23 protein-coding genes and 1 riboswitch are annotated in these 22,554 nt (G+C 44.4%); of the genes, 7 read left to right on the top strand and 16 right to left on the bottom strand.

All coding sequences use genetic code 11. The features are described from left to right. The first annotated feature begins 9 nt into the window (after positions 1-9). The 4 genes from IRE19_RS02685 (at position 10) to IRE19_RS02670 (ending at position 2,768) form a co-directional block, all read left to right on the top strand. A complete protein-coding gene (locus IRE19_RS02685; RefSeq protein ID WP_191713788.1) occupies positions 10-669 on the top strand; it encodes an amino acid ABC transporter permease in 660 nt (219 codons plus the stop codon). After that, complete coding sequence (locus tag IRE19_RS02680; RefSeq protein ID WP_203339251.1) at positions 662-1,384, top strand: ATP-binding cassette domain-containing protein; 723 nt, start codon at positions 662-664, stop codon at positions 1,382-1,384. Before IRE19_RS02685 ends, IRE19_RS02680 begins: the two co-directional genes overlap by 8 nt. 149 nt (positions 1,385-1,533) lie before the next feature. After that, positions 1,534-2,418, top strand: coding sequence for a hypothetical protein (locus tag IRE19_RS02675; protein WP_349291247.1), 885 nt, complete (start codon positions 1,534-1,536; stop codon positions 2,416-2,418). Between the two features lie 179 nt (positions 2,419-2,597). Then, entirely contained in the window at positions 2,598-2,768 is a 171-nt protein-coding gene (locus tag IRE19_RS02670; protein ID WP_191713786.1) for a hypothetical protein, read from the top strand. A gap of 79 nt (positions 2,769-2,847) precedes the next feature. Here the strand turns inward: IRE19_RS02670 and IRE19_RS02665 are convergent, their stop codons facing one another. From IRE19_RS02665 to IRE19_RS02645, 5 genes are all read right to left on the bottom strand, one after another. After that, positions 2,848-3,855 (bottom strand): LLM class flavin-dependent oxidoreductase, encoded by a 1,008-nt coding sequence (locus IRE19_RS02665; RefSeq protein ID WP_203339250.1) that lies wholly within the window; start codon positions 3,853-3,855, stop codon positions 2,848-2,850. A 357-nt stretch (positions 3,856-4,212) separates the two neighbouring features. After that, complete coding sequence (locus IRE19_RS02660; protein ID WP_203339249.1) at positions 4,213-4,980, bottom strand: STAS domain-containing protein; 768 nt, start codon at positions 4,978-4,980, stop codon at positions 4,213-4,215. Continuing rightward, complete coding sequence (locus IRE19_RS02655; RefSeq protein WP_203339248.1) at positions 4,955-5,614, bottom strand: cobalamin B12-binding domain-containing protein; 660 nt, start codon at positions 5,612-5,614, stop codon at positions 4,955-4,957. The genes IRE19_RS02660 and IRE19_RS02655 overlap by 26 nt, the downstream gene beginning before the upstream one ends. Before the next feature lie 16 nt (positions 5,615-5,630). Continuing rightward, on the bottom strand, positions 5,631-5,984 hold the full coding sequence (locus IRE19_RS02650) for a hypothetical protein (RefSeq protein ID WP_203339247.1): 354 nt from the start codon (positions 5,982-5,984) through the stop codon (positions 5,631-5,633). Continuing rightward, positions 5,981-6,286, bottom strand: a complete 306-nt coding sequence (locus tag IRE19_RS02645) for an antibiotic biosynthesis monooxygenase family protein (RefSeq protein ID WP_191713781.1) — start codon at positions 6,284-6,286, stop codon at positions 5,981-5,983. The genes IRE19_RS02650 and IRE19_RS02645 overlap by 4 nt, the downstream gene beginning before the upstream one ends. A gap of 294 nt (positions 6,287-6,580) precedes the next feature. Next, a riboswitch (SAM riboswitch) is annotated at positions 6,581-6,684 on the top strand. Between the two features lie 76 nt (positions 6,685-6,760). Between IRE19_RS02645 and IRE19_RS02640 the strand changes: the two genes are divergently transcribed. From IRE19_RS02640 to IRE19_RS02630, 3 genes are read left to right on the top strand one after another with little or no spacing between them, the layout of a single operon-like run. After that, positions 6,761-7,885 carry a methionine biosynthesis PLP-dependent protein gene (locus IRE19_RS02640; RefSeq protein ID WP_203339246.1) on the top strand — a complete coding sequence of 375 codons (1,125 nt, stop codon included), beginning with the start codon at positions 6,761-6,763 and terminating at the stop codon, positions 7,883-7,885. Continuing rightward, on the top strand, positions 7,878-9,050 hold the full coding sequence (gene metC, locus IRE19_RS02635; RefSeq protein WP_191713779.1) for a cystathionine beta-lyase: 1,173 nt from the start codon (positions 7,878-7,880) through the stop codon (positions 9,048-9,050). Before IRE19_RS02640 ends, metC begins: the two co-directional genes overlap by 8 nt. A gap of 33 nt (positions 9,051-9,083) precedes the next feature. Further along, entirely contained in the window at positions 9,084-10,190 is a 1,107-nt protein-coding gene (locus IRE19_RS02630) for a 5-methyltetrahydropteroyltriglutamate--homocysteine S-methyltransferase (protein ID WP_203339245.1), read from the top strand. A gap of 174 nt (positions 10,191-10,364) precedes the next feature. On the opposite strand, the gene IRE19_RS02625 is transcribed toward IRE19_RS02630, so the two are convergent. The 11 genes from IRE19_RS02625 to IRE19_RS02575 all read right to left on the bottom strand — a co-directional run bounded on the left by IRE19_RS02625 (position 10,365) and on the right by IRE19_RS02575 (position 22,189). Next, the gene (locus tag IRE19_RS02625; RefSeq protein WP_203339244.1) at positions 10,365-11,600 is read right to left on the bottom strand and encodes an NAD(P)-dependent malic enzyme; all 1,236 of its coding nucleotides are present in this window, start codon (positions 11,598-11,600) and stop codon (positions 10,365-10,367) included. A gap of 366 nt (positions 11,601-11,966) precedes the next feature. Beyond that, positions 11,967-12,299, bottom strand: a complete 333-nt coding sequence (locus tag IRE19_RS02620; RefSeq protein WP_203339243.1) for a hypothetical protein — start codon at positions 12,297-12,299, stop codon at positions 11,967-11,969. 87 nt (positions 12,300-12,386) lie between these two features. Further along, a complete protein-coding gene (locus IRE19_RS02615; RefSeq protein ID WP_203339242.1) occupies positions 12,387-13,073 on the bottom strand; it encodes a DUF4956 domain-containing protein in 687 nt (228 codons plus the stop codon). A 12-nt stretch (positions 13,074-13,085) separates the two neighbouring features. Continuing rightward, positions 13,086-13,835 carry a polyphosphate polymerase domain-containing protein gene (locus IRE19_RS02610; RefSeq protein ID WP_203339241.1) on the bottom strand — a complete coding sequence of 250 codons (750 nt, stop codon included), beginning with the start codon at positions 13,833-13,835 and terminating at the stop codon, positions 13,086-13,088. A gap of 247 nt (positions 13,836-14,082) precedes the next feature. Next, positions 14,083-15,369 carry a nucleotide sugar dehydrogenase gene (locus IRE19_RS02605; RefSeq protein ID WP_203339240.1) on the bottom strand — a complete coding sequence of 429 codons (1,287 nt, stop codon included), beginning with the start codon at positions 15,367-15,369 and terminating at the stop codon, positions 14,083-14,085. 66 nt (positions 15,370-15,435) lie between these two features. Beyond that, positions 15,436-15,948 carry a sugar-transfer associated ATP-grasp domain-containing protein gene (locus IRE19_RS02600; protein ID WP_203339239.1) on the bottom strand — a complete coding sequence of 171 codons (513 nt, stop codon included), beginning with the start codon at positions 15,946-15,948 and terminating at the stop codon, positions 15,436-15,438. A gap of 19 nt (positions 15,949-15,967) precedes the next feature. Further along, positions 15,968-16,879, bottom strand: a complete 912-nt coding sequence (locus IRE19_RS02595) for a polysaccharide biosynthesis protein (RefSeq protein ID WP_203339238.1) — start codon at positions 16,877-16,879, stop codon at positions 15,968-15,970. 32 nt (positions 16,880-16,911) lie between these two features. Further along, a complete protein-coding gene (locus tag IRE19_RS02590; protein ID WP_191713770.1) occupies positions 16,912-17,607 on the bottom strand; it encodes a CpsD/CapB family tyrosine-protein kinase in 696 nt (231 codons plus the stop codon). After that, complete coding sequence (locus IRE19_RS02585; RefSeq protein ID WP_203339237.1) at positions 17,549-18,337, bottom strand: YveK family protein; 789 nt, start codon at positions 18,335-18,337, stop codon at positions 17,549-17,551. The genes IRE19_RS02590 and IRE19_RS02585 overlap by 59 nt, the downstream gene beginning before the upstream one ends. Before the next feature lie 333 nt (positions 18,338-18,670). Beyond that, positions 18,671-19,366: a response regulator transcription factor gene (locus IRE19_RS02580; protein ID WP_191713768.1), complete on the bottom strand. Its 696-nt coding sequence runs from the start codon at positions 19,364-19,366 to the stop codon at positions 18,671-18,673. Between the two features lie 18 nt (positions 19,367-19,384). Next, the gene (locus IRE19_RS02575) at positions 19,385-22,189 is read right to left on the bottom strand and encodes an ATP-binding protein (RefSeq protein ID WP_238943038.1); all 2,805 of its coding nucleotides are present in this window, start codon (positions 22,187-22,189) and stop codon (positions 19,385-19,387) included. Positions 22,190-22,554: the final 365 nt, after the last annotated feature.

Genomic DNA, 22,554 nt, shown 5'->3' with positions numbered 1-22,554 from the left:
TTGTAATAGATGAACCTGGATTTCTCACAAATCGTTCCTTATATCCCTTTCATGCTGGAAGGGATATGGGCTACCTTAAAATTCGTATTTTTCGCCATCATTCTGGGGTCGATCCTCGGAACCATATTGGCATTGTTCAAAATCGGCAGCATCATCCCCTTAAGATGGTTTGCTGATGCTTATACTTCTATATTTCGCGGGACACCGCTGATTCTGCAATTGATGATCATCTATTATTCCACTCCCCAGTTGACGGGCTATGATATTTCTGCATTCCTGTCCGCCATACTGGCGTTCGGACTAAATTCATCTGCTTACATTTCCGAAATCATTCGTGCTGGAATCCAGGCGGTCGACAAAGGCCAGATGGAAGCAGCACAAGCGTTAGGCGTTCCCTACCGTGCCATGATGAAAGACATCATTTTGCCGCAGGCACTCAAAAATATTCTGCCGGCTCTGATGAATGAATTCATCACCTTAACAAAAGAATCCGCCATCGTCTCGACCATCGGTTATCTCGATCTCATGAGACGCGCACAAGTTGTTGGATCGGATTTGTTCCGCAACTTTGAACCGCTGTTATTTGTCGGCCTCATTTACTGGTGTATGGTCATGGGCTTGACGATGATCGGCAGAGTTTTCGAACGGAGGCTGAAACAAAGTGATTAACGTCCAGAATCTGTATAAGAAATTCGGCACCAATGAGGTACTAAGCGATATTTCCACTACTATCAGCAAAGGCGAAGTCGTATCGATCATCGGCCCTTCCGGTTCAGGAAAGTCGACGTTCCTGCGCTGCCTGAACCTGCTGGAAGTTTCCACTTCCGGGTCCATCGACATCAATGGCAAGAACCTGACATCTTCCAAAAAGAATATCCATAAAATCCGCCAGCAAATCGGCATGGTGTTTCAGCATTTTCATTTATTCCCTCATTTGACGGTTCTTGAAAACCTGACGTACGCACCGATGAAAGCCAAAGGCATTAAAAAAGCAGAAGCTGAAATGAAAGCCCGTCTTCTATTGGAACGTGTTGGACTATCGGAAAAAGAGACAGCCTATCCGAACAGCTTATCAGGGGGGCAGAAACAGCGTGTTGCGATTGCGCGGGCTTTGGCAATGGAACCTGAACTGATGCTGTTTGATGAACCGACTTCAGCACTTGATCCGGAAATGGTCAAAGAAGTTTTGGATGTTATGAAAGATTTAGCGAAATCCGGCATGACGATGGTCGTCGTGACACATGAAATGGGTTTTGCACGTGAAGTAGCAGACCGCGTCCTGTTTTTAGATCATGGCGTGCTGGTTGAAGAAGGCCAGCCTAATGAGTTCTTCAGCCATCCAAAAACGGAACGTGCCAAAGATTTCCTCGATAAGGTATTGTAAGAGGCGTCCCCTGGGGCGTCTTTTTTTGATTCCCATACATCGGAGTATCCTTGTTTGTTCATGCGATGCTCAAATATCACCGGTTTTCTTGCTGTTGCCACATGTTATAATCAAAACTGGCAAACTTGCAGAAAACCGAGGTGAAGATTGTGTTTAGAAAGATCATTATTTTAATAGGTGTTGTATTTTTCATGTCGCTGATCGTCTTTACAGCCGTCATGTTCTTAAAAAATGAAGTCGAAATTCATTCTGAAAACAATGTATCGGTCACTATTGAAAAACCGACTTTTATTACGCTGAGCGAACCCAAAGTAACTGAAAGCGGCAGTGACCTTACACAGGTCTACCAGATGACCTTGCTCGGCCTGAACGTCGGCACGTATACATTGGTCGACCGGTCGCTTAATAATGGCTCTTCCATCATTTTCGAAGAAATCAAAAATACCGGGTGGCTCCCTTATACCGTATCGATGAATGTCAATAATTTGGAGGATGCCGATTTTAAATCTTGGAATCCCAAATCCACTACACGGCTTGACGAAACAATATATGGTCCAGATCCAACGACCAATCCTTATGGCGTCTTCACAAACGGAAACAGCGAAATTCTGATCGGCAATGTCTATGTTTCCCGCAGACTGCAATTGGGCAACGGTGACTGGGTACAGGAACTGCGCCACGAAATTGCAGAGTTCACAGTTGAAGAAGGCAAACTGTCAAAAAATCTCTGGCTGCCGCCTCAGCATTCAAGCCAAACATGGCTGATGGCTGCTCAGGAACCGTTATTCGAAACGGATGAAGCAGAAGACGAATGGATCGAGTTTTCTCTGGAGAACCGCCTGTCCCAGTTGAATTGGCTGACGCCGGAAGGCCCTTACGTCAAACTCGAATTGACGGATGATCTGCGAACAGAACTCGCATATGGCTATCTGCCTAAACGCACAGCCGATTTGACTTCTCTTGAGTGGAATGAAACTGCACCTTCCGTGTTCTTTGAATCAATGATCTTAAACGCAGAAATCAATCAACAATAATAGCCAAAAACCGTTAAAGCCCTTGCTTTAACGGTTTTTTATTTTCCGGATCCTTTTTGCCAATGCTTGCAAACAGTTCCCTTCCAATTAAACAGAATAGTCTGTATAATAGAAGTGAGATAGGAATCCGCCTTCATGGCGATAAGGCTGCTGAATAGCAAAGAAGGAGGTTGATCATAATGGAACGCAAAGTACTTGATCCACGAGAAGTTGAACTTCGGTTAGATGAGGATTTCAATGCGGTTCTGAATATGATTGGCGAAGGTGCACCTGATTATGCAGCCTATGATGAAGAGGAGTTTCCAAAAGAACGGCAGCGTGAAGAAGACAAGGCGAAAGAACTTCACTGACGCCGGCTCAGCATCTCTTCGATTCCGGAGAGGTGCTTTTTTCATGCAAAAAATCCCGTTCATCAGAACGGGATTTTCTTTAGTTCATCATTTCTGCCAAGTAATCGTAAGAACGCAGGCGATCTTCCTGATGGAAAATCGGTGAGTTGACGATCACTTCGTTGGCTCTTGTTTTTTGGATGAAATTTTTCAGTTTTTGTTTGACGACATCCGGTGTACCGACAATCATCGATTCAGAATCCAATTTCTCACGGAAAATAGCAATTTCCCGATCTGTCCAAACTTCTTCCAAATCATCAATCGGTGCCTGGAACGTCGTCGGTTCCCCTCTCATCAGCGAGAACATTTGCTGCTGGGAAGAAGTTGCGAGCCATTCAGCACGCTCCTGTGTCTCTGCAGCAATAACGTTGACGCCCAGCATCGCATAAGGCGATGCCAAAGCAGGAGAAGGCTTGAAATTTTGATGATACAACTGCAAAGCCTGCATCATGTAATCCGGTGCAAAATGGCTGGCGAAAGAAAACGGCAAGCCTTTAAGTGCTGCAAGTTGTGCACTGAATCCGCTCGATCCCAATAGCCAAAGCGGTATTTTCAAATTGGTGCCCGGATAAGCCCGAACACGGCCAACCGGGTTTTCCGAGAAGTAATTTTCCAACTCCGCAACCTGTTGGGGAAAATCATCCCCGCTGCTCTGCAAAGTACGTCGCAGCGCATAAGCAGTCGCCTGGTCACTCCCCGGTGCACGGCCCAGACCCAAGTCAATGCGCCCGGGATAAATAGTTTCCAATGTACCAAACTGTTCTGCAATAACAAGTGGCGCATGGTTTGGCAGCATGATGCCGCCTGAGCCCACTCGAATGGATTCCGTTGCCCCGGCAATATGACCAATAAGAACCGACGTCGCAGAACTACCGATGCCCGGCATATTATGGTGCTCCGCCAACCAGTAGCGGTTGAATCCCAACTTCTCCACATGCTGCGCCAATTCCACACTGTTCTTGAACGCCTGTGCCGTTTCAGCACCTTCGTTGATTGGTGCCAAATCAAGCACAGCCAACGGTATATTTTCGAATTTCTTAATATCCATTTCTATCTTCACTCCTATCTCTTCCATTGTATCGATGTTTCATAAAAACTTCCTTTTTCCTGCTCAGGAGAGGAAAAAGGAAGTGCCCAAAAGATGAAGCTAACCTAAGTGCGCGACTTCCTGTCGCAACGGTTAGCTGACCCGCTTCCTGCGGGCCTCCGACAGGCATAAGGCGCATTGGCGAAGCGGCGTGTTTTCAGCCGCACAGCCAGAGTGGCTTACATCCCGAAGAGCTAGGCGCTGCAACTGGACATCGGGTTGGCTTATGACCCAAAGAGCTGGGCGCAAAAAAAGCTGAAACGTTAATTTTTAGGAACAAAAAAACGAAGCTATCCGCTTCGCTTTTCACAACATATTCTATATAAGTAAATTTCGTGAAGCCAAGACCATCTGCAAAGAAGAAACAAAATGCAGGTCCAGCCCCGTTTGGAGATGATGGAGCTGTTGGGCATGCTGTGGGTTGATTCCGGTGATGATGCCCTCAATGCCCATCACTTTAAAGGTCTGCATTAACGACTTCAAATAATCGGCGCCATCCTGTTCCAACTTCTCCATAGCAGTCAAATCCATGATGACGGTTTCGGCGCCATTTTCATAAACTTGATTCAGGATATGAAAACGGATCACTTCAATCTTGTGGGGGTCCAAATCGCCGAATAGCGGAATCAGCACGTGCTTTTTGCCGAGGTCGATACAAGGGGCAGACAACTCCCGAACCTGTTGAAGCAGCTCCTCCGTCCGTTCCTTTTCAAGAAGCAGGTCATAGTCGGTTTCCTGCAGGCGCCGGCGAAGGCTCAACAACTGGTTGGTGATCTCCATGAGCCGGTTATCTTTCGGCACAAGGACGATGTTCAAACTAAAATCACTGATCCATTTGCTGTAGACATCTCCAAGGAACAGTTCGCCGGTTTTTGAAATGAAATTCAACTCAAGTGGTTTCGCCGATTCACTGCTCAGCAAAAAACTTAATGCTTTTTGCCGGCTTCCTTCATCGACAAAATCTAGAAAATCGGAACAGCTGCCGACTAATTTCTCTGCCTCTTCAGATGACTCCACGATTGCCAGTTTATTATTCAATTTAAAAGCAGGCAGCGGCCATTCATCCAAATGAGATATCGAATTCATTGTCAGGTTCCTTTCCGGTTTGGATCCAATTTTTCAGCTGATCCAACTCTTTTACAATCAAGACGCCTTCAGATTCTGAAGCTGGCCAATTCGCCATGGCCACCGCCCGTCCTCCAAGGATGACTGATGGTTTGAAATCAAGCGCTCTGAAAGCTTCTGTGTATTTCTTCAATACAGGCAGACGGTATACCAAAGCCGCTGACAATGCGATGGCATCCGGTTTCCAGCGGTTAGCTGTTTCGATGGCGGCACCGAGCGGCAAATTCGGTCCGAGGTATCGAACTTCCCAACCGTTTTCTTTGAATAACGAAGCCACCATTTTCAAGCCGATATAATGGTCTTCCCCTTCAGGTCCGAGGACCATCACTTTCTTTTGCTCAGGAGTTTGTTCCCCTTTACGCATTTCTGTCACTGACACTACATAATCGCAAATAGCTGTTGCTAAATGCTCATCTGCCACTGTAATGATATTCTTTTCCCATAATTCCCCTATCCAATACATGGCAGGCGTCAATATATGCTGGTAAAGCTCATTTTTTGTATGGTTTTGCAAATAGGCTTGAACTGTATACAAAGCCTGCTTTTCATTGCCGGCCAAAAATAACTCGGCCAACTTTTTAGATTGATTATTCATGTCAGCCTCCTTTACTCTATGAATGTTTCAACACCGCAATGGCACTTTGCAAACAACCTGACATAAAGACTTCTTCCTCTTGTTCTGTATTCCCCGGAAGGATCTGCAGTAAGCGCTCAAAATTATCGATGATTAAGGCTCTTTCAACATTCCGGCTTGTCAAAACAGTTTCCAACCAAATGGCGTACTCAATAAATACCTGTTCATCCTTGAGGGAAAACGCAGTCTCCAAATGATCCAAGTGGTGATGGTTATCTTTTTCTGTATGCTCAAAACCGCGCTCTCCAAAACGCTCCCAAAGTGTCGGGTATGCAGCATATATGCTTTTTGCCGTTTCAGAAGCAATTTTATTTTTTACGTCGTTCTTCATTCTGCCACCACTTCGTACTGCCGAACAACAGGGATAATTCCCGCTAATTCCTGGTCCGGGTAATTTTTCTCGAGATCATGGATCTCCTTGAATTCCTGGCTTCTCACCCACGCCATATAAGATGCTTTCGTATGCCATTCCATATGGACCGTCAATTCATTTTTCTTTTTGGTGTTTTGGATCAATCTAAATAAATGAAAGCCTTCCGCCCGATCGACGCGGCGTGAACGCTTTTGGTAAATCCCGATAACTTCCTCGGTTTTTTCAGGCGGAACAACCACCGTCGAAGTGACAATATACATTTGCTTTCTCCTTTATACACAAAATTTCCTCCATAAATTATAACACTTCGATATGCGAATTAAAAGAATACCGCGGTTCTGTAGTGATGAGCCCTGATTCTTTAACTGGAAGCAAATTATTCTACTTACTGATGCGACATCCGATCTGACATGGATGTACAAGGCTCTATCTACTATTTCCGCTTACTGTTTTCTTTCTATTTTAACTATTTAAAATTCACCCTTGCTTTCCATGGTTAAATGATTTAAGATTAGAAACATCGTAATAGATACAACATAAACTTAATAAGATATTTCTTATCTAGAGAGACGGAGGGATTTGGCCCTGTGAAGTCTCAGCAACCAGTCTGACGAAGACACGGTGCTAATTCCAATAGGCTGCGCCTAAAAGATGAGAAGAATGCGTTTCTAGACAGGGGCTTTCTTCTTTCATTGAAGAAAAGCCCCTGTTTTATTGTTGGGAGGATGAGTGGAATGACAAAAAACAGCTTGGAAACTTTATTGGTTCAATTAGGCAATCGCAGCGATTCAACTACAGGAGCTGTGAATCCGCCCATATATTTATCGACGGCTTATGAACATGAAGGACTTGGCAAATCGACGGGCTATGATTACACACGAACCAAAAACCCGACACGCGCTGTCCTTGAAGAAGGCTTTGCGGAACTCGAAGGCGCCGATGCCGGATTTGCCTGCAGCTCGGGAATGGCGGCTATCCAATTGGTCTTGTCCCTCTTCCGTCCTGGCGACGAATTGTTGGTTCCGGAAGATATATATGGTGGAACATACCGCCTGCTTGACCACTTTACTTCCGCCTATAACATTCATCCCACCTATGCCGAATTTAAGAACGTTGAAGATACAGAAGAAAAAATAACATCGAATACACGGGCATTGTTCATTGAAACGCCGACCAATCCACTCATGCAGGAAATTGATCTTGTTGCCTATGCAGCTTTAGCGAAAAAGCATGACCTGCTGCTGATTGTCGACAACACGTTCTTGACCCCCTATCTCCAGCAGCCGATTGCACTCGGAGCGGATATAGTCATCCACAGCGCCACGAAGTACATCGGCGGCCACAACGATGTACTCGCTGGTTTGGTTGTCGCAAAAGGCGAAAGCATTTGTGAAAGGCTTTCAACATTCCATAACTCGGTCGGCGCCGTACTGTCGCCTTTCGATTCCTGGTTGTTGATACGCGGATTGAAGACTTTGCCATTACGCATGCGCCAACATGAAGCCAATGCCAAAACCATTGCGGAATTCCTGTTGCAGCAATCAGTTGTTTCTGATGTGCTCTACCCCGGAAAAGGTGGCATGTTATCCTTCCGCCTGCAGGACGAAGAATGGGTTGGCCCTTTTCTTGAAAACATTAAACTCATTACATTTGCCGAGAGTTTAGGCGGCGTCGAAAGCTTCATCACTTATCCGGCTACCCAAACCCATGCAGATATTCCATTTGAAGAACGTACCCGGCGCGGCGTTTGCAACCGGCTATTGCGCTTCTCAGTTGGCGTCGAACTCGCTGAAGATTTAATTGCCGATTTGACACAGGCATTTTCGAAATTGAAGAAGGAGGTTGTTGAATATGACTGATCGCATCGAAACCAAGTTTATTCATTCTACCGGAGTTGACCCATTAACCGGAGCTGTCAACGTACCGATTTATTTATCTTCCACATTCCATCAGAAAAGCCTGGATTCATTTGGCCCATTTGATTACAGCCGTTCCGGGAATCCGACACGTCTGGCATTAGAGGAAACCATCGCAAAATTGGAAGGCGGCAAGCGCGGCTTTGCCTTTTCTTCCGGGATGGCTGCTATCTCTTCCGCATTTATGCTCTTGTCTTCTGGCGACCATGTCCTGGTATCAGAAGATGTCTACGGCGGAACTTACCGCTTCATCACAGAAGTGCTGGATAAATTCAATATCGAATACACATTCGTCAACATGACCGATTTGAATGAAATGGCTAATGCCATTCAGCCGAATACAAAAGTCGTCTACTTGGAAACACCATCCAATCCGACTATGAATATTACGGATATCGAAATCGCAGCAAAACTGGCGAAAGCCAATGGCTGTCTGACATTCGTCGACAATACCTTCATGACGCCGCTCTATCAAAATCCGTTGGAACTTGGCGCAGACATCGTTCTTCACAGCGCAACAAAATTCCTTTCCGGGCACAGCGATGTGGTTGCAGGCCTTGCGGTTACAAAAGATGAAGAACTCGGCAATCGCCTAGGTTTTATTCAAAATACCTTCGGTTCGGTCTTGGGGGCACAGGATTCTTACCTGTTGATCCAAGGAATCAAAACTTTAGGAGCACGCCTTGGCCAGTCATCGGAATCAGCACGGACAATTGCCGAATACCTGCACAACCATCCATTGATCGAAGAAGTATACTACCCAGGGTTTTCATTCCATCCGGGCAATCCGATTCACGAACGCCAGGCAAAAAGCGCGGGAGCTGTGCTCTCTTTCCGCCTAGCTGATAAAAAATCCGCACGCGTTTTTGTGGAACATCTGCGGATTCCGGTGTTTGCCGTCAGCCTTGGCGCTGTCGAGTCGATTTTATCGTACCCTGCAACGATGTCACACGGCTCTATGCCTGCAGAGGAACGTGAAAAACGCGGAATCACTGATGGCTTGCTGCGCTATTCCGTCGGCTTGGAACATCCGGATGATTTGGTACAGGATCTTAGCCAAGCATTGGCTCAAGTAGCACGCCGCAACGGGTTAAGCATTGCTAACTGAAAAAATTCTATTAGAGAAAGAAGGAATACAGACATGACAACGACTCAAACGATTACTGCCCCATTCAAGGCCGATCACGTAGGAAGCCTGCTGCGTCCGGCTTCCTTACATACAGCAAGAGAAGATTTCAAAGCCGGAACGATTTCGGCACAAGAGCTTCGAGAAATCGAAACAAAAGAAATCCAACATATTGTCGAGAAACAAATCGAAGTCGGATTAAAAGCCGTTACAGACGGCGAGTTTAGACGTACTTGGTGGCATCTGGATTTCATGGAACATATCAATGGCTTTGAAGGCTATGTGCCGGAATCGGGTTACCAGTTTGCCGGTGAAGAAACAGAGCGCTATGATGTCCGGAATATCGGGGAGATTTCATTTGATCCTGATCACCCGTTCATCCAGGATTTCCTTGAATTGAAAGACATTGTTGACGGCAGAGCTGTTCCAAAATTAACGATTCCGAGCCCCAACCAATTCTTTAATGCGGGAATTCGCAATGCTGCAATTTATCCGGACATTGAAGAATACGCACAAGCCATCATTCAAGTTTACCGAGATGCGTTTCAGGCCTTCTACAAAGCAGGTGTCCGTTACCTGCAAATTGACGACGTTTATATTGCCGGCCTTTCTTCACCGGAAATCCCTTTCAGTGAAGGTGACCACTCCCGCGATTACTTGATTGACCTGGCATTGCGCGTAACCAATGGAGCGTTGGAAGGAAAACCTGAAGATCTGACAGTGACGACTCACCTATGCCGCGGAAATTACAAATCGAAGTGGGCTTTTGAAGGCAGCTATGCTTTGATTGCTCCGACAATTTTCGCAAATGAAAACGTGGACGGATTCTTTCTCGAATACGACGATGACCGTTCCGGCTCCTTTAAGCCGCTTGAACACATTCCTGCCGGTGGCGCAAAAGTCGTTCTGGGCGTCTTTACCTCAAAGAACGGCGAACTGGAAGACAAAGAATCCATCAAAGCCCGCGTTGCAGAGGCTGCCGAGTTTGTGCCGCTTGAGCAATTGTGCATCAGCCCGCAATGCGGTTTCGCTTCTACACACCACGGCAACGAATTGACAGAACAACAGCAATGGGACAAATTGAAATACATCGTGGAAGTATCTGAAGAGATTTTCGGATAAGATCCTTATGGAGCAGCCCTTTGCCGCGCGGCAAAGGGCTGTTTTCTGTCTTCTAATAGGCGCGTTACGGGTTGTGAACGTTCAAATGAATTTGTAGTCGTTCAGCCAAATTCCATACAAAAAAACTCATTCGCTGGAATAAAAGCGAATGAGTTTCTTCTATTATATAGTGTATTATTCTCCGGCTGCCGATAAGCTTGCTGTCTTTTGCTGCAGATCATCCGTTTCAATTGTTTTCCGGGCAACGCCTGTTTCGATTGCCGCTTTAGCAACCGCGGCTGCAACCGCTGAAGCCACACGCAAATCAAATGGTTTCGGTATGACATACTCTTCATGCAGCTCGTGTGTCTCCAATAAGCCGGCTATCGCTTCTACAGCAGCGATTTTCATTGCATCATTGATATCCGTAGCCAAAACATCCAACGCCCCTCTAAAGAGCCCAGGGAAGGCTAAGACATTATTGACCTGGTTTGGGAAGTCGGAGCGTCCTGTTCCAACAACTCTTGCTCCAGCCTGTTTAGCCAAATGCGGAAGGATTTCAGGATTAGGGTTGGCCATTGCAAAGATGATGGCATCATTGTTCATGGTTTCCACCATTTCTTGAGTCAATGCGCCTTCTGCAGAAACACCGATAAAAACGTCCGCTCCTTGAATCACATCTGCCAATAAACCTTCCTTGCGTTCATAATTGCTCATTTCAGCCACTTCTTCTTTAAATGGATTCATGCCGTTTTTGCGCCCTTTAAAAATGGCACCTTTTGTGTCGCACATGATTACATGCCCGAAACCGAATTTGCTCAGCAATTTCACGATCGCAATTCCAGCCGCTCCTGCACCGTTCACCACAATCCGGGTTTCCGGAACGTCTTTGCCGACCAATTTCAATGCATTGATCAAGCCAGCCAAGGTGACGATCGCGGTACCGTGCTGATCATCATGAAACACAGGAATGCCCATTTCCTTTTTCAAGCGCTCTTCCACTACAAAACAAGTAGGGGCTGAAATATCTTCAAGATTGACGCCGCCGAAACCTGGTTCAAGCAACTTCACTGTCTGGATGATGGTTTCTGCATCTGTTGTATCCAGACAGATCGGAAATGCGTCCACACCGGCAAACTCTTTGAACAATATAGCTTTCCCTTCCATGACAGGCAATGCTGCAAGCGGCCCTATATTGCCAAGTCCCAGAACAGCTGTGCCGTCTGTAACCACTGCGACCATATTGCTTTTCATGGTATAGTCATGAACTTTTGCTGGATCTGCCGCGATCTCCCGACAAGGTTCAGCAACTCCTGGAGAATAGGCGAGGCTCAGGTCCCTTTCGTTTTCCACTGCCACTTTTGACCGAATCTCCAATTTCCCTTGATGCGTCCGATGCAATTGCAACGAGTCGTTTTTCAGTTTAGACATGTGCCTCATCTCCCTTTGTTCATAATTGTTTATTATAAAGAGTATTTGAATAATTGAAAGAGTTTTCGGACAATTCATTTATTTTTCAGACTTTAGGCGGATAAAGCAATAAAGCCACTTTTCCTATCTCAATAGTTTTCTCATCTCATTGTAAGCGCCAACACTCCAATAGCAGCAACTATGTGGATTTCCAATACCCTATATTAGAAAAGCACTTAGCCATTTTGATGATTTTCTCCACTCCTGCCTTATTCATGCCATAAATCTATTATTCGCAAAGCCTTTTCTCTTCTCAACCTTAAACCACCTGTTTTCGCGCAAAAAAACCTGCCCTTTCTCAGGGCAGGCAGTCGACAAAATTTAGCTTTACGATAAATGAAATGAATCGTCATATAGCGGTTTCATATGCAGATCATATTCTTTTTTTACATCTTCAATGTCATAAATGTTTCCAGGGTGCTCAGGACTGTTCATTTCTTCTACTTGCTCATGGACAAGGTCAGCAAAATATTTCCCACAAGCTACATCATTTGGATACTTCGCTTTCACCTTGGCAACCAGCTCTTCGTTCAGTATTTGATTGAATGCATGGTACATAGCGGCGTTGACAATCGTCAACGACTTTTTGGAAGCATAAGACACCATATAGTAATTCCCATAACGATCTTTCAGCAAGTCTCTTTTCGCCACAATTTCCATAGCTACGCCCTCCTTCGGTTCTATACTGTTCCATACCCTTCCCCCGCTCCAGAAAAACAGTTCGGAGCAGTATCTCCGGACTGGATCCTACATTTCCTTTAGCTGCAGATAAGACAAGGAGACTTTCAAGTTGGCATTGCGCTCCCGAATCTGATCCAACAATTCATGATCTTTCGTATCAGGCTTGCTGCGGATGGAAAACGTATACAGAATCATTGTCCCCAAGTTGGTGGTTTCCACTTGCCGCAATTGATGATCGAGCGTCTTATCTTTCAGAATATCATCTAACAGCTGTTCATGATTCAAGTTTTCAGGAACTGTGACTTTCAAAATTTGTGTATCGCTCCCTTTTGCGTAGTTTGTTTTAAATAAGAAATAAAACACTGCTGAAGCAAATAACGTCAAGAGAATAGCCAGTTGGAATTGAAACAGTCCACACGTCATTCCTACACAGAGGCCGAAGAAAATGTATGCGATGTCTTTCGCATTCGTCACAGCACTGCGGAAACGGATAAGGGAGAAGACTGCAAATAATCCGAATGCAACGCCTGCATTGCCGCTCACTACGTTCATGACTACTGAAACGACCACACTCATCATAATAATTGTGTGTACAAAATCCTGTGAATAACTTTCTCCATTAAAAGTGTGCTGATAAATTGTTGTGATAATCAAGCTCAGAATCAATGCAATGGCCATTGCTGCTAAACTCATCCAAATAGTCGATTCACCGGTTTCCGGGTTAACATGAAATAGTTCTGTAATAGTTGCCATATCAAACTCCTCCTATTTTACATTTTCGAATTCAGTTTCAAATGAAAACTTCTCATCGCCTAATAGTTCTGTACTTGTGCAAAACTTTGAAGCGCTGCGCTGCTCACAATCAAGCCGCTGCAGAATTCGAGCCAGCCATAATGGCACACTGTGGTCCACCTTTACTTCAAGCACCACCAGGTTCGGATCGATAAAGTAATCACCATATCCCCCGTTCTCCAGCCGCAGATTTTCTTTACGGCATCTGAGATTAAAATCAAAGGTAAGGCGCAAATCAGCGTTCTCTATCCCGTGCAGGGCGTGGCGATCGTAGCTGACAATCATTTCTGGCCGCAATTGATAATAGTTTCGGAAGTAGTCGATTTCTTTCAGCACTTGTGGATTGGATACGTTGAATTGATCCAATTCTTGTTCGCCGCTTTTTTCCAAATAACGATAAGCTTCTGCAAGAGGCACAATCAGCCTGCGCTTGTTGACAACATTATTATGCTTTTGTTTTACTTCAAAAAAAGCCGTTCCAGTAAGGTCTGTCTTTCCGTACACCCGCAGACGAAGCTTTTGGCGATACTGCAGTTTATTCTTCGTTTCAAAGTAAATCTGTTTTTCTTCATTTTCAAAATACAGGCTGTTGACTGAGTACTTTCCATCCTTTCCATTTCTGTCATTCCGCATGTACTCACCTAATTCTTCAACCAACCGCTCATACTGTTGTCTGCTGATTAGGTATTTCTGTTCTTTTCTGCAGAATATCTCAATAGCCAAGCCTTCCGCCTCCTTTTCTTATGTTTAATTACTAACTTTATAAACTCTATTGTAGAGGCTGATTCTGAGAGCCTTATGAGACCAATATTAGAAATCAATGAGAACTTAACAGAAAATTCCCATTGTAAAAAGAACGTCCACGACAGATTCAAAATCTTTTTTTCACATCAAAAAACCACCTGCATCAACAGGTGGTTTTTGATGTGAAGTTAGATACGCCATAAGCTTTTTTCCATTACTTAATGCTTCATAAACGCCATAGCTGGACTTTTTCCGGTTTCTTTTTAGGATCAAGTATACTTTTGACATCGAAGACAATGCCTTGCTGACCAATCAATAATCCTTCAAACTGTTTCCAACCAGCTTCTTTATAGCGTTTATGCGGAACTGCCAAAATAACTGCGTGGGCGGGCTTCAACTGCCGGTGGGTGAGGAGTTCCAGTTGATAATGGCTTGCTGTATCTTCAGTGGAAGCGTAGGGGTCAGCCACTTGTATTTCAATGCCGTATTCCCTGAGTTCCTCTACGATATCAGCAACTTTGGAATTGCGGAGATCGGGCACATCTTCTTTAGATGAAAGCCCCAGTATTGTCACGCGGCCATCAGCTATGCTGATATTGTCCTGAATCATTTTTTTGATCAATGTTTGGGCAATGTACCGTCCCATGCCTTCGTTGATATTGCGGCCGGATAAAATGACTTCGGAACTGTGGCCGACAGATTCTGCTTTGTTCGCCAAGTATAAGGAAGCCAACTCGATTCCCTGTCCTCCGACCAAATCCGGAGCAGCTTTCACAAAACCAATTCTGCTGCCCGCAGTTTCAAGCACTTCTTGCGTATCAATATTTAAGCGACCGCAAATCAAAGCAAGTTCGTTCATCAATGCCACATTGACATCAAGCTGTATATTCTCAATTAACTTGGCAGTTTCAGCCACACGGATTGAGGGTGCCTGGTAAATACCGCCTGTAACCACACTGCCATAAACTTGCGCCAAAAATTCCGTTACTTCCTCGTTTTGCCCCGCCACTACTTTTTTCATTTTTGTAAAACTATACTTTTTATTCCCTGCCAGAACCCGTGCCGGAGAATAACCGACAAAAAATTCTTTACCGCTTTCGTAGCCCGAGTATTTCTCCAGTATCGGAATGCAGACTTCCTCTGTCACTCCCGGCGGCACAGTCGATTCATAAACCACAACCGCTCCTTTTTTCATATGCTGCCCGACACATTTGCTGGCTTCCTGCAAAGCCGTTAAATCGGGCAGCTTGTCCCTGTCGAAAGAAGTGGGCACAGCGATGATAATAAACCCGGCATCTTTCAAATCCGCTGGATCGGCTGTAAAAATAAGAGTGGAGTCCAAAAATTCCTCACGGCTTATTTCATTCGTTTTATCCAATCCGATGGTCAGTGCTTGAATTCTTTTTTCATCGATGTCATAACCAGTGACAGGATATTTCCGGTTAAAGGCGGCTGCTACAGGCAACCCGACATACCCCAATCCGACTACAGCTATTTTCAGATTATGTAACATGCTGACGACTATCCCCCTTCCCTCGCTTCTTATTCCTGACTGACATCAGTTCTGTTTATTAGACAGTTAGAGCAAGTTTTCTTTTTCTTTTAGAGAAGTGATTAAAATTGGCTGACCTTTAGCATTTAAGGCCAGCTTCCAAGAAATTACGTCATCGGCTTTATTGTCGATATGCAAATTGATGGCAAAAGACTTTAGCCTGTCAAAATGAGGGATTTGGCTGCCCGCAAACACAAAACGTGTTTGTGGATGCTTATTAATTTTCTCCAATGTATTCAGATCATAAGCATATGGCTTTAAATTCCCTTGATGGTCCACTCCGCAGGAAATGCCGCCAATTTCATCGGCAAATCCACTGACGCTTTCAACCGTGCCGATTTCCAGACTAGCCGACAACAATGAAATTGTATTGTTTTCACAATACGTGACCAAGTGGATGGTATTCAGTGCATACGGATAAATCTTATTTAAAAAAGGATGCTGCTTGATCATATCGTCATTTTGAAACGTCAGATCCCTACCTAATTCACGCAACTCTTCTTCAAAACGAAATTCATTGTGATGTTTTTCTGGCTCCATTAATTTCACCCTTTCGTGTTTAACGCTTCAGAAAAGATATGACCAACTGACGCGCTTCATTCTCCGTGGCTGTTTTCAATTGTTTCAGGAATCTGGCCATTTCAATTTGGCTAAGCCCTCTAGATGGGCTTGAATCGGTCTTCTTCAAGCCGTATAAATCAGATGCTGGCGCTTGGCTGTCCGTTTGCAGAATACGCTGCACCAGCTGAGCATCTGCTATTTTTGTGTCACTCGGACTATAAAGCTTCTTCGACTTAGCAGACATTCCATCTTCCGGCAAACGCACAATGATGTACCGAGTCAAACTGGTCAATGAAATACTCTCAACAACCATTTCAGACAAGCGTTTTTCAGCTTCCATGAGATTTCGCGGCTTTTCAGCCAACTCAGTAGAAATCATCACAAAACGCTTAATTTGGTAACGGTTAGCAGCTTCCGCAATGTTATTGGCAGCAAAGACAGCCCCATGTAGAGTGATAGATGGATCGTCTTCTGTTATATCTAGTTGCCGGTGCCCATCTGTATGGTAGATGATGTCTGGCTTGTAGCGCCCAATAATGGAATAGATCTTTTTTTTATCTTGAACATCCAGAACAATCGGTATGATTTCAATATTCCCTACCATCAACTTTCTTAGCTCATATTCAACTGAATAAATGGATTGCGGTCCATGTCCAAGCAGCAGAATGCATGAAGGCTGATATTGAATCAGCTGACGGGCAATTTGGGAGCCGACAAATCCCCCTGCTCCAGTAACCAAAACGCTTTTTCCAGTCAGATGTGAAGCTGTCGGCAAAGCTACCAGTTCCAGCTTTTCTTCAATACTTTCAAATCCATTCGAAACAAAGATACGAAATTGGCGAAAAACAACAAGGAAAGGGATCAGTGAACGATGAAGAATTTCAAGTGCACGGTGTTTGGACATCTCCATTTACGCTCGCCCTTTCTTTTCGGATCAACAGCTTAGTCGTTGTAATTATGGTAATAATAGTTTTCCTTGTTAAGCGGATAATTGTTCAGGACAACTCCGAGAATGAATGCTTTCGCTGTAGCCAAAGAGTCACGTGCTTTTTCAACGCTGACTTTCTCTGATTTCCCTGTATTCACTACCAAAACTGTGCCATCGCATTTATTCGCTAAAATCTTGGAGTCGGTTACTGATAGGATCGGCGGTGAATCAAAAAGGATATAATCGTACTGACCGCGCATTTCTTCCAGCAATTCCTCCAAAGCATCGGACTCCAGCAATTCCGCCGGGTTTGGCGGAATTTGTCCGCTCATCAGCAAATCCAAGTTTGGAACCCCACTCGCTTTTACCGAATGTTTCAACTGCCCTTTTCTCAGCAAGAGATTAGACAGGCCGGTGTTGTTCCCTAATTGGAACGTCCGGTACAAAGTCGGCCGCCGCATATCGGCATCGATCAACAAGACTCTTTTGCCGGTTTCGGCAAATACGATTGCCATATTTGCCGCTGTTGTCGATTTCCCTTCTTCTTTTGAAGCAGATGTGAACAAGATGACTTTCGAATCCAAACCAGGTGTCGAGAAATTGATATTGGTCCGAATCGTTCGGTATTGTTCAGCAGTAATCGATTGTGGATTAGTACGAGCCACCAATTTTCGCGGCATTAACCTTTTTGTCTTGTTCATTGCCCGCATGTATATCCTTCTCCAATCTCTCTGTTAGATTTAATGGTTTTTCCATTTTCAAATTGCTGTCTACAGGACTGACAATCCCCAAAACTTGAAGCCCCTGGATTTCTTCAATATCTTCTTCTGTTCGGACCGTTGTATTCAATTGATCCAGGATCAGCGTGATGGCCATACCGAAAACCAGTCCGGCCACCGCTCCGATTGCCATGTTAAAAACAGGGTCCGGGCGAATCGGTTTTGGGTTTGCAGCAGTTTCTGCTGCAGCAAGAACACTGACGTTGTCCACATTCATCATCGTTTGGATTTCCTTTTGGAAGACCTGTGCTGTTGTATTCGCAATCAACACAGCCTGTTCCATCGAAGAATCTTCCACTGATAAGGTAACGACTTGTGAGCTTTCGATGTTATTGACCGTAATGCGTTCCGTTAAGGAGGAAATCGTATCTTTCAACTGTAACTCCTCGATGACATTGGCTAGAATCGCCGGGCTTTTGATAATGACATTATAGGTTCCGATCAATTGAAGATTGGTGTCGATATCCAGACTATCGAAATCCTGGCTGCTTGCTGTGTTTTGGTTGATTAAAATCTGCGTTGTCGCCTGATAGACCGGTTTCATCACGGTATAACTGGCAACCGCACTAATAACAATAAAAGCCAGTGTCACTAGGATGATCAACATTTTTCTTTTTGCCATTGCTTTCAGGAATTTATTCAAATTGAATGTGCTTTCCATAATCAAATCCTCCTAAGGTTTATCCTTTGTTATTTTCATCGTAAAACTCGAAGGTTAAAAACAAGTTAAGTAATCTAAAAATTCTAATAAAAGAGAAAACTTTAAAAAATAAAGGCATTAAGAACCAATTCAGATAATAAATAACCAGTAAAATAATAAATAAGGGAATAAACCAGGTTATTAATCACAGGGCACTATTTTAAATAAGGCTTAAAAGACTATAAAATAACTTAAAAGCCATTGTACTGTTGCAGCCAACCAATTAACGCTCTTTGCCCCTGCCACTTAAACGGCAAAATAAAAAGCATTCAGCCAGTAACAGCCGAATGCTTTTCATTCCCATATGAATTTGTAGCCGAACCCTCTAACCGTCTGGATATAAACCGGGTTAGCAGGATCTTTCTCAATCTTTCTCCTCAAGTTGCTGATATGGACTTTGACTGTCTGCACATCACCTTCTGAATAATAGCCCCATACCTGGTCATATAACTGCTCTGCCGTCCATACACGGTTTGGCGTTTGGGCCAGTAACAGCAGCAATTGAAATTCTTTATGGTAGAGCTTTACCTGAGCCCCTTCTATATACAATTCGCGCGCATCTACATGAATATGCAGATCTTTATATTTCAGGATTGTCAGCCCGTCTTCCTCATCGTTCTTCCAGCCGTTTCTTCGCAGAATGGCACGTATACGGGCTTCCAGTTCGTTGAAATCAAACGGCTTGGTGATGTAATCGTCGCCGCCCGCTTCCAACCCCTGAATTTTATAGACCAGCTCTTTACGATAGCTGACGAACAAAATCGGCAAAGTCGTTTTCAAGCGGATTTTCTCACATACTTCCAAACCATTCATGCCCGGCATTTCCACGTCCAGCAAAATCAGGTCCGGCCTCTCGCTTTCCAGCATATCCAAAGCCTGTAGACCATTTTCAGCCTGAATGACGCCATACCCTTTCTTCAGCAAGAACAATCGCATCAATTCGCGTATTCCTTCATCATCCTCGACAATCAACACTGTAGCAGCAGTCATCTGTTTCCCTCCTGTTCGTTAATGCAGAACCAGCGGCAATACAATAATCAGAACACTCCCTTTGCCTTCTTTGCTGTCCGCCCATATCTGCCCTTTATGGGCCAAAATGATTTCTTTAGCAATTGCGAGCCCAAGCCCGCTCCCCTTGTAGCTCGTAGAACTATCAATTTTGTAAAACCGGTCAAATATATGCGGCAATGCCTCTTTCTTGATGCCCCGCCCGTTATCAGAAATCCGAATGACCAGTTCTCCATCAAAATCCTCTTCAGCCAATAAAGCATGATCATTGTTTTGGGCAAGCAGCTCCAGAGACAGCTCAATCCGCCCTTCTTCTGAAGACGTATGCTTAACGGCATTCCAGAGAATATTGGAAATGACCTGATCAATCCGGTCCAAGTCGATCGCAAGATAAGCTTGATTGATTCCATCCGGATTTTCTGTGCCGTGGAATTTGAATTCCCGCCCGCTTTGAATGACATCAGATGCCAACGAATCGACGAGCCGCTCTGTCCATGGCTGCAGTTCATGTTGCTCGAATCGCAAGGTCATATTGCCAGACTTGTATTTCGTCAGTTCTACAAGATCTTCTGTCAGGCGTTCCAAAAGCAATAGTTTTTTATGGATCATATCCAAATAGCGCGGATTGTTTTCTTCAATCAAACTTTCCTTAACCGCTTGGATATAGCTATGGATCAGTGTAATGGGTGTACCCAGTTCATGTGAAATTGCAGACAGCATTTCGTTTCTGGATTTCTCAATTTCCTGGATTTCATCATTGACTGTCAGCAAATTTTTATTGGTGACTTCCAATGCCATTGTCCTTTCCTGGACATTGCGTTCCAGAAAATGATTTAAGTTGGCCATTTCCTGTGTCAGCCTGCGCATATTCGCCAATGTCTCAACACGCAGCATAAACTCTTCTTTGTCACAAGGCTTCACCAGAAAATCGTTGGCACCCGCTTTGAAAGCATCCTTTTTCTCACCTAGTCCAACTTCATCCGATAACATCAAAATCGGCAACTCCGTCAATGTAAAGTCGCTGCGGATCTGTCGGCATAACTCGTCACTTGTTACATCATCCAAATTGCCATCCATTACAATCAGATCGACTGCACTTTCTGCCAATATGCGCAAAGCAGCTTGGCCATCTTCTGCGCCAATTCCTCGGTAACCACCTGAACCCAATTGCTGCAAAAGTGCCAACCGATTGGTCTCTTTTGAATCAATAACAAGAATGTTTAACGTCTGTTTTGTTTCTTGCTGTTTCAACATGGAAGCCGCCAATTTGGAAACAGAAAGCTCCCTAATACCTGCTTCAACTTGCCCCGTTTCAGAATCTCGCTCCTTTTTGGAAAGATCCTCAACACTATTGACCAAATGTGCCATATTTTCTCCACTTGCCACCCATTCATTCAATTGACTCGCCGTTTCAAAAGACTTTGTCCCTTCCGTTTTTTCTTGAAGGGATCGCGCAATTCCATCCCTGTCCTCAAGAGGTATTTTCAGGCCTGCCGATGTATATGCCAGCAGCTCATCTTTTTGCTTATTAGCATGTTTCAGCATTTCCGCTTCTGACTGTTGCCGATCATTTTTCTGGCGCTCCAGTTCCCCTAATTTTTTAAAACCAATATGTTCTTTCTCGAGCAATGCCTTTGCTGCATATAAGAGACCCATTCCACTAAAGAAATAAATTGCATAATGGAGGATATTCAAATAAGGAATAATCGCAGCGGCAGTTAAAAAGGCCGTTGAAACAGCCACTGCCAAAAAAGATTGAGCAATCGCATACAGGCCGGCATATCGTTCCCCTTCGTTCCAAGCATAAAAAGCGATTGAAAAAGAAACACCGGCAGACAGAAGAGCCACTACATACAGCAGCAATGCAGCGATGGGATAGAAAAAGAAAGAAAGCACTATTGAAGACAAGGGTAAAACTATCATTGCTTTAATAATAGTGAAATAGCGAGAGGCTTTGAGTCTTTCTGCAAACAGTTCAAGCGTAACAACCAATAACAGAATACTGGCTGCTCCAATCAATACGGCGACAGTTTGTCTGTTCCACCATTCCAAGTTTGACCATATGTAGGCAAAACTGAAATTGGACCAGGTTGAGGACGCTAAAATAAATGAAATAGACAACAACAGGAGATACAGAAAGTTTTTTTGTCTATATTTGAGAAACCACTGGATACAGCACCAAAAAAAGATGAGGCTTACTCCGCTGAATAGCCCGATCCATGCAGTGATTTGTCGGGAATGCTCTTCAAATGCACCGTGTTCCCAAATCGTCAATGGCATGTACTTAGCACCTTTTGACTCCACACGCAAAAAGTATGTACTTGCTTCCGCCTCCGACAAATTCAAGTCAAAAATTAAATGATGATGAGGATGTGTTTCCGTCGATCTTGAAATGCCTTTCTCAATTTTTTCACTAGTGTATTCACCCGTCGGAACCGGCGAGTAAAGAATGGCTTCATCAATAGATGGATTTGCCAATTCCAGCAACCAGTCCCGATCCTCTGACTGGCTTTTCACCGTAAAGCTCAACCAATACACATCCTTTGCCAACCCGCCATTCGGCACTTCTTCTTCATTTGAAATAAACTTCCAACTGTAAGGGGGCACCACTAGATCATCAATCCGCAAATCGCCTTCCAAGTCTTTTAAAATCCGAAGTTCATCCGTCAATAAAAGTTCATCCACATCAGAATTCAAATGGATTGTTTCTGTTTCACCGTCAACTGCGATTGTATATTGACTGCTGTAAAAAAAGAAAGAGATTCCCAATATGCAGATCAGGCTGATGACCATAAAAATTTTCATTAAGGACTCTTTCATCTTTTTCACCTCAGTTATTCAGTAAAGAGAAACTTCACTCAGTGGGAGTTTTCCACCACTGAGTGTTAGTTGATCCAATCGGGCTTTTACGGCCAGTGGACCTTTCGCAAAGCGGAAGTCTTACTGACCGTTAATGCGGGGTAAAGAGAAACTTCACTCAGTGGGAGTTTTCCCCCACTGAGTGCTAGTTGATCCAATCGGGCTTTTACGGCCAGTGGACCTTTCGCAAAGCGGAAGTCTTACTGACCGTTAATGCGGGGTAAAGAGAAACTTCGCTCAGTGGGAGTTTTCCACCACTGAGTGTTAGTTGATCCAATCGGGCTTTTACGGCCAGTGGACATAGAAGAGAG

Source organism: Planococcus beijingensis (assembly GCF_016820615.1).
GTDB classification, from domain to species: domain Bacteria; phylum Bacillota; class Bacilli; order Bacillales_A; family Planococcaceae; genus Planococcus; species Planococcus notacanthi.
This window is presented reverse-complemented; position numbering and strand designations above follow the sequence as displayed.